Origin of the sequence: Escherichia sp. MOD1-EC6021, from assembly GCF_002965245.1 — a bacterium.
Classification (GTDB): domain Bacteria; phylum Pseudomonadota; class Gammaproteobacteria; order Enterobacterales; family Enterobacteriaceae; genus Escherichia; species Escherichia coli_F.
The window spans coordinates 251,946-265,681 of the sequence record NZ_PTRU01000003.1 but is presented as its reverse complement, the minus strand read 5'-3'; the positions used below and the strand labels follow the sequence as shown (position 1 = coordinate 265,681).

Annotated in this window: 13 protein-coding genes; 9 read left to right on the top strand and 4 right to left on the bottom strand. The window is 53.5% G+C overall.

Annotation, left to right across the window (positions count from 1 at the left end; all coding sequences use genetic code 11):
* Nucleotides 1–204 precede the first annotated feature (204 nt).
* Nucleotides 205–1,713, bottom strand: a complete 1,509-nt coding sequence (gene putP, locus BEB54_RS05625) for a sodium/proline symporter PutP (RefSeq protein WP_001018507.1) — start codon at nucleotides 1,711–1,713, stop codon at nucleotides 205–207.
* 158 nt (nucleotides 1,714–1,871) lie between these two features.
* Nucleotides 1,872–2,081 (bottom strand): hypothetical protein, encoded by a 210-nt coding sequence (locus BEB54_RS05615; protein WP_000979518.1) that lies wholly within the window; start codon nucleotides 2,079–2,081, stop codon nucleotides 1,872–1,874.
* Between the two features lie 54 nt (nucleotides 2,082–2,135).
* On the opposite strand from BEB54_RS05615, the gene putA reads away from it, so the two are divergent.
* A complete protein-coding gene (gene putA / locus BEB54_RS05610; protein ID WP_105277103.1) occupies nucleotides 2,136–6,098 on the top strand; it encodes a trifunctional transcriptional regulator/proline dehydrogenase/L-glutamate gamma-semialdehyde dehydrogenase in 3,963 nt (1,320 codons plus the stop codon).
* 39 nt (nucleotides 6,099–6,137) lie between these two features.
* Here the strand turns inward: putA and rutR are convergent, their stop codons facing one another.
* Nucleotides 6,138–6,776, bottom strand: coding sequence for an HTH-type transcriptional regulator RutR (gene rutR, locus BEB54_RS05605; protein WP_105277102.1), 639 nt, complete (start codon nucleotides 6,774–6,776; stop codon nucleotides 6,138–6,140).
* Between the two features lie 287 nt (nucleotides 6,777–7,063).
* Here rutR and rutA point away from each other — a divergent pair, with 287 nt between their 5' ends.
* The 7 genes from rutA to rutG are packed head-to-tail and all read left to right on the top strand — an operon-like array spanning nucleotide 7,064 to nucleotide 12,507.
* The gene (gene rutA / locus BEB54_RS05600) at nucleotides 7,064–8,155 is read left to right on the top strand and encodes a pyrimidine utilization protein A (protein WP_001353302.1); all 1,092 of its coding nucleotides are present in this window, start codon (nucleotides 7,064–7,066) and stop codon (nucleotides 8,153–8,155) included.
* Nucleotides 8,155–8,847 (top strand): peroxyureidoacrylate/ureidoacrylate amidohydrolase RutB, encoded by a 693-nt coding sequence (gene rutB, locus BEB54_RS05595; protein WP_032302833.1) that lies wholly within the window; start codon nucleotides 8,155–8,157, stop codon nucleotides 8,845–8,847. The genes rutA and rutB overlap by 1 nt, the downstream gene beginning before the upstream one ends.
* Before the next feature lie 11 nt (nucleotides 8,848–8,858).
* Nucleotides 8,859–9,245, top strand: a complete 387-nt coding sequence (gene rutC / locus BEB54_RS05590; protein ID WP_032183904.1) for a 3-aminoacrylate deaminase — start codon at nucleotides 8,859–8,861, stop codon at nucleotides 9,243–9,245.
* A 7-nt stretch (nucleotides 9,246–9,252) separates the two neighbouring features.
* Nucleotides 9,253–10,053, top strand: a complete 801-nt coding sequence (rutD, locus tag BEB54_RS05585) for a pyrimidine utilization protein D (protein WP_024212188.1) — start codon at nucleotides 9,253–9,255, stop codon at nucleotides 10,051–10,053.
* Between the two features lie 9 nt (nucleotides 10,054–10,062).
* Nucleotides 10,063–10,653, top strand: coding sequence for a malonic semialdehyde reductase (locus BEB54_RS05580; protein WP_105277099.1), 591 nt, complete (start codon nucleotides 10,063–10,065; stop codon nucleotides 10,651–10,653).
* Nucleotides 10,654–10,663: 10 nt separating this feature from the next.
* Entirely contained in the window at nucleotides 10,664–11,158 is a 495-nt protein-coding gene (gene rutF, locus BEB54_RS05575) for an NADH-dependent FMN reductase RutF (RefSeq protein WP_105277098.1), read from the top strand.
* A gap of 20 nt (nucleotides 11,159–11,178) precedes the next feature.
* On the top strand, nucleotides 11,179–12,507 hold the full coding sequence (rutG, locus tag BEB54_RS05570; RefSeq protein ID WP_105277097.1) for a pyrimidine utilization transport protein G: 1,329 nt from the start codon (nucleotides 11,179–11,181) through the stop codon (nucleotides 12,505–12,507).
* Between the two features lie 82 nt (nucleotides 12,508–12,589).
* Here the strand turns inward: rutG and BEB54_RS05565 are convergent, their stop codons facing one another.
* Nucleotides 12,590–12,763 carry a general stress protein gene (locus BEB54_RS05565; protein ID WP_001273658.1) on the bottom strand — a complete coding sequence of 58 codons (174 nt, stop codon included), beginning with the start codon at nucleotides 12,761–12,763 and terminating at the stop codon, nucleotides 12,590–12,592.
* 372 nt (nucleotides 12,764–13,135) lie between these two features.
* Here BEB54_RS05565 and wrbA point away from each other — a divergent pair, with 372 nt between their 5' ends.
* Complete coding sequence (gene wrbA / locus BEB54_RS05555) at nucleotides 13,136–13,732, top strand: NAD(P)H:quinone oxidoreductase (RefSeq protein WP_105282150.1); 597 nt, start codon at nucleotides 13,136–13,138, stop codon at nucleotides 13,730–13,732.
* The last annotated feature ends 4 nt before the right edge of the window (nucleotides 13,733–13,736 follow it).

The window sequence follows — 13,736 nt, the reverse complement described above, 5'->3', positions numbered from 1 at the left end:
ACGTTTTTCTGAGTCAATCTATGCAAAGAAAAGTAAATCGCAGTGATAGCGATTATCATTACGGTGAAGAAAAACACAAGCGGAATGTAGTGATAATGATGAGGAAATGTAAATTTTTTTTGAGAGAAAATGCAGAGGGCAATCACTGATTGCCCTCTGCCTGCTTCTGATTATGACGTGGGATTTTCGGTAAAACGCCTTCCCTTACCCTTCCTGCAACCGTGACGGCGGCGCTGAATGATAGTGCGCATCGGCGTCAGCAAAGCGTTTTTGCATTGCCGCTGACGGTGCTTTACCCAGTAAACTAAACACCACAATCCCAATGCTACCGAAGATAAAGCCCGGAATAATTTCGTACAGACCCAGCCAGCCGAACTGTTTCCAGACAATAACCGTCAGCGCGCCAATGATCATCCCCGCCAGTGCACCGTTACGCGTCATGCGTGACCACATCACCGAGAACAGCACCACCGGACCAAACGCCGCACCGAAGCCTGCCCACGCGTAGCTTACTAAGCCCAGCACACGGTTTTCAGGATTCGCCGCCAGCGCAATTGCCACCAGCGCCACCACCAACACCATCACACGCCCTACCCACACCAGTTCTTTCTGGCTGGCATGTTTACGTAGAAATGCTTTGTACAGATCTTCGGTAATCGCACTGGAGCACACCAGCAACTGGCAACTTAACGTCGACATCACCGCCGCCAGAATCGCCGACAACAGAATCCCGGCAATCCACGGGTTAAACAATATTTGTGCCAGTTCGATAAACACGCGCTCAGAGTTCTGGTTTACCGCACCGGCAACCGCTGGATTATTGTTAAAGTATGCAATGCCGAAGAAACCGACCGCCACCGCGCCTGCCAGACAGAGGATCATCCAGGTCATGCTGATACGACGCGCATGGACAATGCTATAGTGAGAATCCGCCGCCATAAAACGCGCCAGAATATGCGGCTGACCGAAGTAACCCAGCCCCCAGCCCATCAGCGAGATAATGGCGACAAAATTCAATCCTTTGAGCATATCCACGTTTTCAATGCTCTTTTGTTTGATCACTTCCAGCGAGTCGCCAAACCCACCGACGCTAATGATCACGATAACCGGCGTCAGGATCAGGGCAAAAATCATCAGGCTGGCCTGTACAGTGTCAGTCCAGCTCACCGCAAGGAAGCCGCCAATAAAGGTGTAAAGGATCGTCGCCGCAGCTCCCGCCCACAGAGCCGTTTCGTAGCTCATGCCGAAGGTGCTTTCAAACAGACGCGCGCCAGCCACAATGCCCGAAGCACAATAAATGGTGAAGAACAGCAAAATTACCAGCGCGGAGATAATGCGCAAAATACGGCTTTTATCTTCAAAACGCCCGGTAAAATAATCCGGCAATGTTAAGGCGTTATTATTGTATTCGGTATGCACACGCAAGCGCCCGGCCACCAGCTTCCAGTTAATCCACGCGCCTAATGTCAGGCCAATGGCGATCCAGCTTTCGGAAATCCCGGAAAGAAAGACTGCACCCGGTAATCCCATTAACAGCCAGCCGCTCATATCCGACGCACCTGCCGATAATGCCGTCACGAATGGCCCAAGGCTGCGACCGCCAAGAATATAGTCGTCGAAGTTTTTGGTTGATCGCCAGGCGATGAACCCAATCAATATCATGCCAAAAATATAGACACAGAATGTCACCAACATCGGTGTGCTAATAGCCATCTAAAGTCTCCAAAAAATTATTATCGGCAATGTTGAAACTTGCCGTTATATCTGCCACCGGAACGGGGTAACAGAGTTTATGTTTTCCCAGGGCGACCGTATCCTGCCGGAAGCGCTGGTTATTCACAATCGATTTAACACACCATTTACATTAAATTTTAGTGCTCAGCGATACTATTTTTCATCAGGTTGCACTCCCTCACATTTTTTGTGGTTGCACCTTTCAAAAATGTTAACTGCCGCAGAGAAAAAGTCTGAGTTATTTTTTTAATCCCTGTCATATCGATTTCTTTTATTAACATTTCATTCATTTTTAAGCTTGCTACGCAGGTCACATTTAACATGGTTGCACAAAGTTGCAACATCATGGATATTTCACGATAACGTTAAGTTGCACCTTTCAGAACAACAGGAGTAATGGCATGGGAACCACCACCATGGGGGTTAAGCTGGACGACGCGACGCGTGAACGCATTAAGTCTGCCGCGACACGTATCGATCGCACACCGCACTGGTTAATTAAGCAGGCGATTTTTTCTTATCTTGAACAACTGGAAAACAGCGATACTCTGCCAGAGCTACCTGCGCTGCTTTCTGGCGCGGCCAATGAAAGCGATGAAGTACCGAATCCGGCAGAGGAACCACACCAGCCATTCCTCGACTTTGCCGAGCAAATTTTGCCACAGTCGGTTTCCCGTGCGGCTATCACCGCCGCCTATCGCCGCCCGGAAACCGAAGCGGTTTCTATGCTGCTGGAACAAGCTCGCCTGCCGCAGCCGGTTGCTGAACAGGCGCATAAACTGGCGTATCAACTGGCCGATAAACTGCGTAATCAAAAAAATGCCAGTGGTCGCGCAGGCATGGTTCAGGGATTATTGCAGGAGTTTTCGCTGTCATCGCAGGAAGGCGTGGCGCTGATGTGTCTGGCGGAAGCGCTATTGCGTATTCCCGACAAAGCCACCCGTGATGCGCTAATACGCGACAAAATCAGCAACGGTAACTGGCAGTCACACATTGGTCGTAGCCCGTCGCTGTTTGTTAATGCTGCCACCTGGGGGCTTCTCTTTACCGGCAAACTGGTTTCTACCCATAACGAAGCCAGCCTCTCCCGTTCGCTGAATCGCATTATCGGTAAGAGTGGCGAACCGCTGATCCGCAAAGGTGTGGATATGGCGATGCGTCTGATGGGCGAGCAGTTCGTCACGGGTGAAACCATCGCGGAAGCGTTAGCCAATGCCCGCAAGCTGGAAGAGAAAGGTTTCCGTTACTCCTACGATATGCTGGGCGAAGCCGCACTGACCGCAGCGGACGCGCAGGCATATATGGTTTCCTATCAGCAGGCGATTCACGCCATTGGTAAAGCCTCCAATGGTCGCGGCATTTATGAAGGTCCGGGCATTTCAATCAAGCTGTCGGCGCTGCATCCGCGCTACAGCCGCGCCCAGTATGACCGGGTAATGGAAGAGCTTTACCCACGTCTGAAATCATTAACCTTGCTGGCGCGTCAGTACGATATTGGTATTAACATTGATGCCGAAGAGGCCGATCGTCTGGAGATCTCCCTCGATCTGCTGGAAAAACTCTGTTTCGAGCCTGAACTGGCAGGCTGGAACGGCATCGGTTTTGTTATTCAGGCTTATCAAAAACGCTGCCCGCTGGTGATCGATTACCTGATTGATCTCGCCACCCGCAGCCGTCGTCGTCTGATGATTCGCCTGGTGAAAGGCGCGTACTGGGATAGTGAAATCAAACGTGCGCAAATGGACGGCCTTGAAGGTTATCCGGTTTATACCCGCAAGGTGTATACCGATGTTTCTTATCTCGCTTGTGCGAAAAAGCTGCTGGCGGTGCCAAATCTCATTTACCCGCAGTTTGCAACGCACAACGCCCACACGCTGGCGGCAATTTATCAACTGGCGGGTCAAAACTACTATCCGGGTCAGTACGAGTTCCAGTGCCTGCATGGTATGGGCGAGCCACTGTATGAGCAGGTCACCGGGAAAGTTGCCGACGGTAAACTTAACCGACCGTGTCGTATTTATGCTCCGGTCGGTACCCATGAAACACTGCTGGCATATCTGGTGCGTCGCCTGCTGGAAAACGGTGCTAACACCTCGTTTGTTAACCGTATTGCTGATACCTCTTTGCCACTGGATGAACTGGTTGCCGATCCAGTCACTGCAGTAGAAAAACTGGCGCAACAGGAAGGGCAAACTGGATTACCCCATCCGAAAATTCCCCTGCCGCGCGATCTTTACGGTCACGGGCGCGACAACTCGGCAGGGCTGGATCTCGCCAATGAACACCGGCTGGCATCACTCTCCTCTGCCCTGCTCAACAGTGCACTGCAAAAATGGCAGGCCTTGCCAATGCTGGAACAACCGGTAGCGGCTGGTGAAATGTCACCCGTTATCAACCCGGCGGAACCGAAAGATATTGTGGGCTATGTGCGTGAAGCCACACCGCGTGAAGTAGAACAGGCGCTGGAAAGTGCAGTTAATAACGCGCCAATCTGGTTTGCCACGCCTCCGGCCGAACGCGCGGCGATTTTGCATCGCGCTGCCGTACTGATGGAAAGTCAGATGCAGCAACTGATTGGTATTCTGGTACGTGAGGCCGGAAAAACCTTCAGTAACGCCATTGCCGAAGTGCGTGAAGCCGTCGATTTTCTCCACTACTACGCGGGACAGGTGCGGGATGATTTCGCTAACGAAACCCACCGTCCATTAGGGCCAGTGGTATGTATCAGCCCGTGGAACTTCCCGCTGGCGATTTTCACCGGGCAAATCGCTGCCGCACTGGCGGCAGGTAACAGCGTACTGGCAAAACCGGCAGAACAAACGCCGCTGATTGCCGCACAAGGGATTGCCATTTTGCTGGAAGCGGGTGTACCGCCAGGCGTGGTGCAGTTGTTGCCCGGTCAGGGTGAAACCGTAGGCGCGCAACTGACGGGTGATGATCGCGTGCGCGGGGTGATGTTTACCGGTTCAACCGAAGTCGCTACGTTACTGCAACGCAATATCGCCAGCCGCCTGGACGCTCAGGGCCGCCCAATTCCACTCATTGCGGAAACCGGCGGCATGAACGCGATGATTGTCGATTCCTCCGCCCTAACCGAACAGGTCGTCGTGGATGTACTGGCCTCGGCCTTCGACAGTGCAGGTCAGCGTTGTTCGGCGCTGCGCGTGCTATGCCTGCAAGATGAGATTGCCGACCACACGTTGAAAATGCTGCGCGGTGCAATGGCCGAATGCCGGATGGGTAATCCGGGTCGCCTGACCACCGATATCGGTCCGGTGATTGATGGCGAAGCGAAGACCAATATTGAGCGCCATATTCAGACCATGCGTAGCAAAGGCCGTCCGGTGTTCCAGGCGGTGCGGGAAAACAGTGAAGATGCCCGTGAATGGCAAAGCGGCACCTTTGTCGCTCCGACGCTGATCGAACTGGATGACTTTGCCGAATTACAAAAAGAGGTCTTTGGTCCGGTGTTGCATGTGGTGCGTTACAACCGTAACCAGTTGCCGGAACTGATCGAACAGATTAACGCTTCCGGTTATGGTCTGACGCTTGGCGTCCATACGCGCATTGATGAAACCATTGCCCAGGTCACTGGCTCGGCCCATGTCGGTAATCTGTATGTTAACCGTAATATGGTGGGCGCAGTGGTTGGGGTGCAGCCGTTCGGCGGCGAAGGGTTGTCCGGCACCGGGCCGAAAGCAGGCGGTCCGCTCTATCTCTACCGTCTGCTGGCGAATCGCCCGGAAAGTGCGCTGGCGGTGACGCTCGCGCGTCAGGATGCGGAGTATCCAGTCGATGCACAGTTGAAAGCCGCATTGACTCAGCCGCTAAATGCACTACGGGAATGGGCGGCAAACCGTCCAGAATTGCAGGCGTTATGTACGCAATATAGCGAGCTGGCGCAGGCAGGAACACAACGATTGCTGCCAGGGCCGACGGGTGAACGCAACACCTGGACGCTGCTGCCGCGTGAGCGCGTGTTGTGTATTGCGGATGATGAACAGGATGCGCTGACTCAGCTCTCCGCCGTGCTGGCAGTGGGCAGCCAGGTGCTGTGGCCTGATGATGCGCTGCATCGTCAGTTAGTGAAAGCATTACCATCGGCAGTCAGCGAACGTATTCAACTGGCGAAAGCGGAGAATATAACCGCTCAACCGTTTGATGCGGTGATCTTCCACGGTGATTCGGATCAGCTTCGCGCATTGTGTGAAGCCGTTGCCGCGCGGGATGGCGCAATTGTTTCGGTGCAGGGTTTTGCCCGTGGCGAAAGCAATATCCTGCTGGAACGGTTGTATATCGAGCGTTCGCTGAGCGTGAATACCGCTGCCGCTGGCGGTAACGCCAGTTTAATGACGATCGGTTAAATAGGTAGCCGGAGGATGTTACAACCTCCTCCGGCATCTTTAACGTGGTCGAATCCCCTCAATAATAATCCGCTGCACGTTTTCAACCGTTTGATTGAAAAACACCTCATCGCGCAACGTTGCGCCTGTCACCGCCTCCACCTGAGGGGCGAAATCGGCGTAATGTTGAGTGGAAGCCCAAATCATAAAAATCAAATGCTGCGGGTCAATCGGCGCGAGTTTGCCGCTTTTAACCCAACCGGCAATCAGCGCCGATTTCTCATCAATTAACGTTTTCAAATCGCCCGTTAGCTCATCCATTAATAACGGTGCGCCTGCCAGCATCTCCATACAGAACAGGCGCGAAGCCTGCGGATAATCGCGGGAGACTTCCAGCTTCAGACGGATGTACTCTTTAATCGCTGCCAGTGGGGCGAAATCTTCACGAAACGCCTTCAATGGTGCCAACCAGATATCCAGAATTTGTCGCAGCACGGCAATATACAGCGCCTCTTTAGACGGGAAGTAATACAGCAGATTGGTTTTTGAAACACCCGCCAACTCCGCGATCTGCTCCAGCCTTGTGCCGTGAAAACCGAATTGTGAAAAAGTGTCCAGTGCTGCGCTAAGAATCGCTTTTTTCTTCGCGTTTACTGCGCGCGAACGCTTACCCGTTGTTTTCACTGCGCCTTGCGTCATGCGCTCTCCCCTCTTGTTGATTGGCAACAGGATAGCAAAACCCCCGCCCGGCCTCGACCTTCTGCACTCTCATCGCGCACGAATGCATGTTTTATGTGCAACTGTTTTGACCGTTTAGTCCACTTTTTTCCAGACATTTTAGACAACTTAACATTAACATATTAATAACATTCACTTTTTAAAAACTGGCATCCGCTTTGCAAACAAACCATTACGCGGCTGAAAAGGATATGCAGGATGCAGCGCCCCGTCTGACTTTCACTTTTCGAGACGAAGAGAGGTTGATGATGAAAATTGGCGTATTCGTACCTATCGGCAACAACGGCTGGCTCATTTCGACCCACGCGCCGCAGTACATGCCGACCTTTGAACTGAATAAAGCCATTGTGCAAAAAGCGGAGCACTACCATTTCGATTTCGCCCTGTCGATGATCAAACTGCGTGGCTTTGGCGGCAAAACTGAGTTCTGGGATCACAACCTTGAGTCGTTCACCTTGATGGCGGGGCTGGCAGCCGTGACCTCGCGCATTCAGATATACGCGACAGCTGCCACCTTAACGTTACCTCCGGCAATCGTCGCCCGTATGGCCGCAACCATTGACTCCATCTCTGGCGGGCGTTTTGGCGTAAACCTGGTGACTGGCTGGCAAAAACCCGAGTATGAGCAGATGGGCATCTGGCCTGGCGATGACTATTTTTCCCGTCGTTATGACTATCTCACCGAATATGTCCAGGTGCTGCGCGACCTGTGGGGAACGGGGAAAAGCGATTTTAAAGGCGATTTTTTCACCATGAACGATTGCCGCGTCAGTCCACAACCGAGCGTACCCATGAAAGTGATCTGTGCCGGGCAAAGCGACGCTGGCATGGCGTTCTCCGCCCAGTATGCCGATTTCAACTTCTGTTTCGGCAAAGGCGTAAATACACCCACGGCTTTCGCCCCGACCGCTGCGCGGATGAAACAGGCCGCAGCGCAAACCGGGCGCGACGTTGGCTCTTATGTGTTGTTTATGGTGATTGCCGACGAAACCGACGATGCCGCTCGTGCAAAATGGGAACACTACAAAGCGGGCGCGGATGAAGAGGCGTTAAGCTGGCTAACCGAACAAAGTCAGAAAGATACCCGCTCCGGTACTGACACCAACGTCCGTCAGATGGCCGATCCCACTTCGGCGGTGAATATCAATATGGGGACGTTAGTCGGTTCTTACGCCAGTGTCGCGCGCATGTTAGATGAAGTCGCAAGCGTACCTGGTGCCGAAGGCGTGCTGTTGACCTTCGATGATTTTCTGTCGGGAATCGAAACCTTCGGCGAGCGCATTCAGCCGCTAATGCAGTGCCGCGCCCATCTCCCCGCGCTTACTCAGGAGGTCGCGTGATGAAAACCTTAACCGCTCGACCGGAAGCCATTACCTTCGATCCGCAGCAAAGTGCGCTGATCGTGGTGGATATGCAAAACGCTTATGCCACACCAGGTGGCTATTTAGATCTCGCCGGGTTTGATGTCTCAACCACTCGCCCGGTCATTGCCAATATCCAAACTGCCGTGACCGCGGCGCGAGCAGCAGGGATGTTGATCATCTGGTTTCAAAATGGCTGGGATGAACAGTATGTCGAGGCTGGCGGCCCCGGCTCACCTAATTTTCATAAATCGAACGCCCTGAAGACCATGCGTAAGCAGCCGCAGTTGCAGGGAAAATTACTGGCGAAAGGCTCATGGGACTATCAACTGGTGGATGAGCTGGTGCCGCAGCCTGGCGATATTGTGCTGCCGAAGCCGCGCTATAGCGGTTTCTTCAATACGCCGCTGGACAGCATTTTGCGCAGCCGCGGAATTCGCCACCTGATTTTCACCGGTATCGCTACCAACGTCTGCGTCGAATCGACGCTGCGCGACGGCTTTTTTCTGGAGTATTTCGGCGTGGTGCTGGAAGACGCAACCCACCAGGCAGGGCCGGAGTTTGCGCAGAAAGCCGCGTTGTTCAATATCGAAACCTTTTTTGGCTGGGTCAGCGACGTCGAAACGTTCTGCGACGCGCTTTCTCCCACGTCCTTTGCCCGTATCGCTTAAGGAGTTTAATGATGCCGAAATCCGTAATTATTCCTGCTGGCAGCAGCGCACCGCTGGCCCCCTTCGTTCCCGGCACGCTGGCTGATGGCGTGGTGTATGTCTCCGGCACGCTGGCTTTTGATCAACATAATAACGTGCTGTTTGCCGATGACCCAAAGGCGCAAACCCGCCACGTTCTGGAGACCATCCGCAAGGTTATCGAGACGGCGGGTGGCACGATGGCGGACGTGACCTTCAACAGCATCTTTATTACCGACTGGAAAAATTACGCCGCGATTAACGAAATCTACGCCGAGTTTTTCCCTGATGATAAACCGGCGCGATTCTGCATTCAGTGCGGACTGGTAAAGCCTGACGCGCTGGTGGAAATCGCCACGATTGCGCATATCGCTAAGTGAGGTGGCGATGAAACTTTCACTCTCACCTCCCCCTTATGCTGATGCGCCCGTAGTGGTATTGATTTCGGGTCTTGGCGGCAGCGGCAATTACTGGTTGCCGCAACTGGCGGTGCTGGAGCAGGAGTATCAGGTAGTCTGTTACGACCAGCGCGGTACCGGAAATAATCCAGATACGCTGGCGGAAGACTACAGTTTGGCGCAGATGGCAGAGGAACTGCATCAGGCGCTGATGAGTGTGGGGATTGAGCGTTATGCGGTGATCGGCCATGCGCTCGGGGCGCTGGTGGGAATGCAGCTGGCGCTGGATTATCCCGCATCGGTCACTGCACTGGTCAGCGTTAACGGCTGGCTACGAATAAACGCCCATACCCGCCGCTGTTTTCAGGTTCGCGAACGATTACTGCATAGCGGCGGCGCGCAGGCATGGGTGGAAGCGCAGCCGTTGTTCCTCTACCCCGCCGACTGGATGGCGGCCCGCGCCCCTCGCCTTGAAGCGGAGGACGCGCTGGCACTGGCGCATTTTCAGGGCAAAAACAATTTACTGCGTCGACTTAACGCCCTCAAACGTGCTGACTTTAGTCGCCATACGGATCGCATCCGCTGCCCGGTGCAAATCATCTGCGCCAGTGATGATCTGCTCGTGCCATCAGCCTGTTCCAGTGAACTTCATGCCGCCCTGCCCGATAGCCAGAAAATGGTGATGCGCTATGGCGGACACGCCTGCAACGTGACCGATCCCGAAACGTTTAATGCTCTGTTACTCAACGGGCTTGCCAGCCTGTTACATCACCGTGAAGCCGCCCTGTAAGGAATTGCTATGAACGAAGCCGTTAGCCCTGGTGCGCTTAGCACCCTGTTCACCGATGCCCACACTCACAACGGCTGGCGAGAGACACCCGTCAGCGATGAGACATTACGGGAGATTTATGCCCTGATGAAATGGGGGCCGACATCAGCTAACTGTTCTCCGGCACGGATCGTGTTTATCCGCACTGCAGAAGGAAAAGAACGTCTGCGCCCGGCGCTTTCCAGCGGCAATCTGCAAAAAACCCTGACCGCGCCCGTCACCGCGATCGTCGCCTGGGACAGTGAATTTTATGAACGGTTACCACAGCTGTTTCCTCACGGCGATGCCCGCAGTTGGTTTACCTCCAGCCCACAACTTGCCGAAGAAACAGCGTTTCGCAACAGTTCCATGCAGGCGGCCTATCTAATCGTCGCCTGCCGTGCGCTGGGGCTGGATACCGGCCCGATGTCGGGTTTTGACCGTCAACACGTGGACGACGCCTTTTTTGCGGGTAGCTCGCTGAAAAGCAACCTGCTGATTAACATCGGCTATGGCGATAGCAGCAAGCTTTATGCGCGCCTGCCACGTCTGTCCTTTGAAGTAGCCTGCGGGCTGTTGTAAGGAGCAAACTATGAACATTGTCGATCAACAAACCTTTCGCGATGCGATGTCCTGTATGGGTGCGGCAGTCAATATCATCACCACGGACGGTCCCGCCGGGCGTGCTGGCTTCACCGCCAGCGCCGTCTGTAGCGTAACCGACACACCGCCCACATTACTGGTGTGCCTGAATCGTGGGGCATCCGTCTGGCCGGTATTTAATGAAAACCGAACGCTGTGTGTAAATACACTTAGCGCCGGGCAGGAGCCGCTTTCAAACCTTTTTGGCGGTAAAACGCCCATGGAACACCGCTTTGCCGCCGCCCGCTGGCAGACTGGCGTAACCGGATGCCCGCAACTGGAAGAAGCACTGGTTTCATTTGACTGCCGCATCAGCCAGGTGGTGAGCATCGGCACCCACGACATCCTGTTTTGCGCCATCGAGGCGATTCGTCGTCACGCTACTCCCTACGGACTGGTGTGGTTCGATCGCAGTTATCACGCGCTAATGCGCCCTGCTTGTTAACCTCCTTAAGGAGACAGCTGATGGCAATGTTCGGTTTTCCTCACTGGCAGTTAAAATCGACCTCTACAGAGAGCGGCGTGGTCGCGCCGGATGAACGATTGCCGTTTGCTCAAACGGCAGTGATGGGTGTTCAACACGCGGTGGCAATGTTTGGCGCGACAGTGTTAATGCCGATTCTGATGGGGCTGGATCCCAACCTTTCCATTTTAATGTCGGGGATCGGCACGTTACTGTTTTTCTTTATTACCGGCGGGCGCGTCCCCAGTTATCTCGGTTCCAGCGCGGCTTTTGTCGGCGTGGTGATCGCCGCGACGGGCTTTAATGGTCAGGGAATTAATCCGAATATCAGCATCGCGCTGGGCGGGATTATCGCCTGTGGGCTGGTTTATACCGTCATTGGCCTGGTGGTGATGAAAATCGGTACGCGCTGGATTGAACGACTAATGCCGCCGGTTGTGACGGGTGCGGTGGTGATGGCGATTGGCCTGAACTTAGCGCCTATCGCAGTGAAAAGTGTATCGGCTTCGGCCTTTGATAGTTGGATGGCGGTAATGACGGTGCTGTGTATTGGGCTGGTGGCGGTGTTTACCCGTGGCATGATCCAGCGATTATTGATTCTCGTAGGATTAATTGTCGCCTGTCTGCTGTATGGCGTGATGACCAACGTTTTAGGGCTGGGAAAAGCCGTCGATTTTACTCTCGTCAGCCATGCTGCCTGGTTCGGTCTGCCACATATCTCCACTCCTGGTTTTAATGGTCAGGCAATGATGCTGATTGCGCCCGTGGCGGTTATTCTGGTGGCGGAAAACTTAGGTCATCTGAAGGCGGTAGCCGGGATGACCGGACGCAATATGGACCCGTATATGGGGCGGGCATTCGTAGGCGATGGGCTGGCAACGATGCTTTCCGGCTCTGTCGGCGGTAGCGGCGTAACCACCTATGCTGAAAATATCGGTGTGATGGCCGTGACCAAAGTCTACTCGACGCTGGTGTTTGTTGCTGCTGCCGTCATCGCCTTGCTGTTGGGCTTTTCGCCGAAATTTGGCGCGCTGATCCATACCATTCCTGCACCGGTGATTGGTGGTGCTTCAATTGTTGTGTTCGGGCTGATTGCCGTCGCAGGCGCACGGATCTGGGTACAAAACCGTGTGGATTTAAGCCAGAACGGTAATTTGATTATGGTCGCAGTAACCTTAGTGCTTGGTGCGGGTGATTTTGCTCTCACGCTGGGCGGTTTTACGTTGGGAGGGATCGGTACAGCAACCTTTGGCGCGATTTTACTCAATGCGTTGTTGAGCAGAAGGTTGGTTGACGTTCCTCCGCCAGAAGTTGTTCATCAGGAACCATAAACAGAAAACCGCCGGGGTAACCGGCGGTGATGGCTTTTTGACGAGCTACAGACAAAAATGCATGCGTCATTGATTAGCCCGGCTAGTTGTCGCTTTTACCGTGACTGCTCTTGCCACCTTTTTTACCTGCTTCAGATGCGCGCTGCGGGTCATTTTTGAAATTACCCCCGCTGTGCTGTCCACCTTTTTTACCTGCTTCTGATGCTCTTTCGCGGTCTTCTGCAAAATTGCCGGAACCGCCTCGATGGTTTGCCATTACTGACCTCCGTCTGGGTATAGACATCATATTGCATAGAATTAACGCGGCGTATGGCGGCTACCATATTTTCGCTACGTGGGACTAAGCTTAGTGAACTGACGCGGGCAGACCCGCATTTAGTAATATCCTGCAACAGCTTCTTAGCGAGAATAGATATCATCTCCAATAATTATCCATAAGCCGCTCTTATGATTAAAAAAACGCAATGAGATAAAAATGTGTCATTTTGCGACAAAATTACGTGCTTGTGAAAGTTGTTATAAATCAAATAAGTGGTTGTGAAATTTGCACTCTGAAAAGGACGTCTTATCTTTAAATAAGTGGTAGCGAATCGCTACGGAATAGAGATAACACGAGGAGTGGTTAGAAATGGCTAAAGTTCTGGTGCTTTATTATTCCATGTACGGACATATTGAAACGATGGCGCGCGCAGTCGCTGAAGGCGCAAGCAAAGTGGATGGCGCAGAAGTTGTCGTTAAGCGTGTACCGGAAACCATGCCGCCGCAATTATTCGAAAAAGCAGGCGGTAAAACACAAACTGCACCGGTTGCAACCCCGCAAGAACTGGCCGATTACGACGCCATCATTTTTGGTACACCTACCCGCTTTGGCAACATGTCCGGTCATATGCGTACCTTCCTCGACCAGACGGGCGGCCTGTGGGCTTCCGGCGCGCTGTACGGCAAACTGGCGAGCGTCTTTAGCTCCACAGGTACTGGCGGTGGTCAGGAACAAACCATCACATCCACCTGGACGACCCTTGCGCATCATGGCATGGTGATTGTCCCCATTGGCTACGCAGCGCAGGAATTATTTGACGTTTCACAGGTTCGCGGCGGTACGCCGTACGGCGCAACCACCATCGCAGGCGGTGACGGTTCACGCCAGCCCAGCCAGGAAGAACTGTCTATTGCTCGTTATCAAGGGGAATATGTCGCAGGTCTGGCAGTTAAACTTAACGGCTAATCTT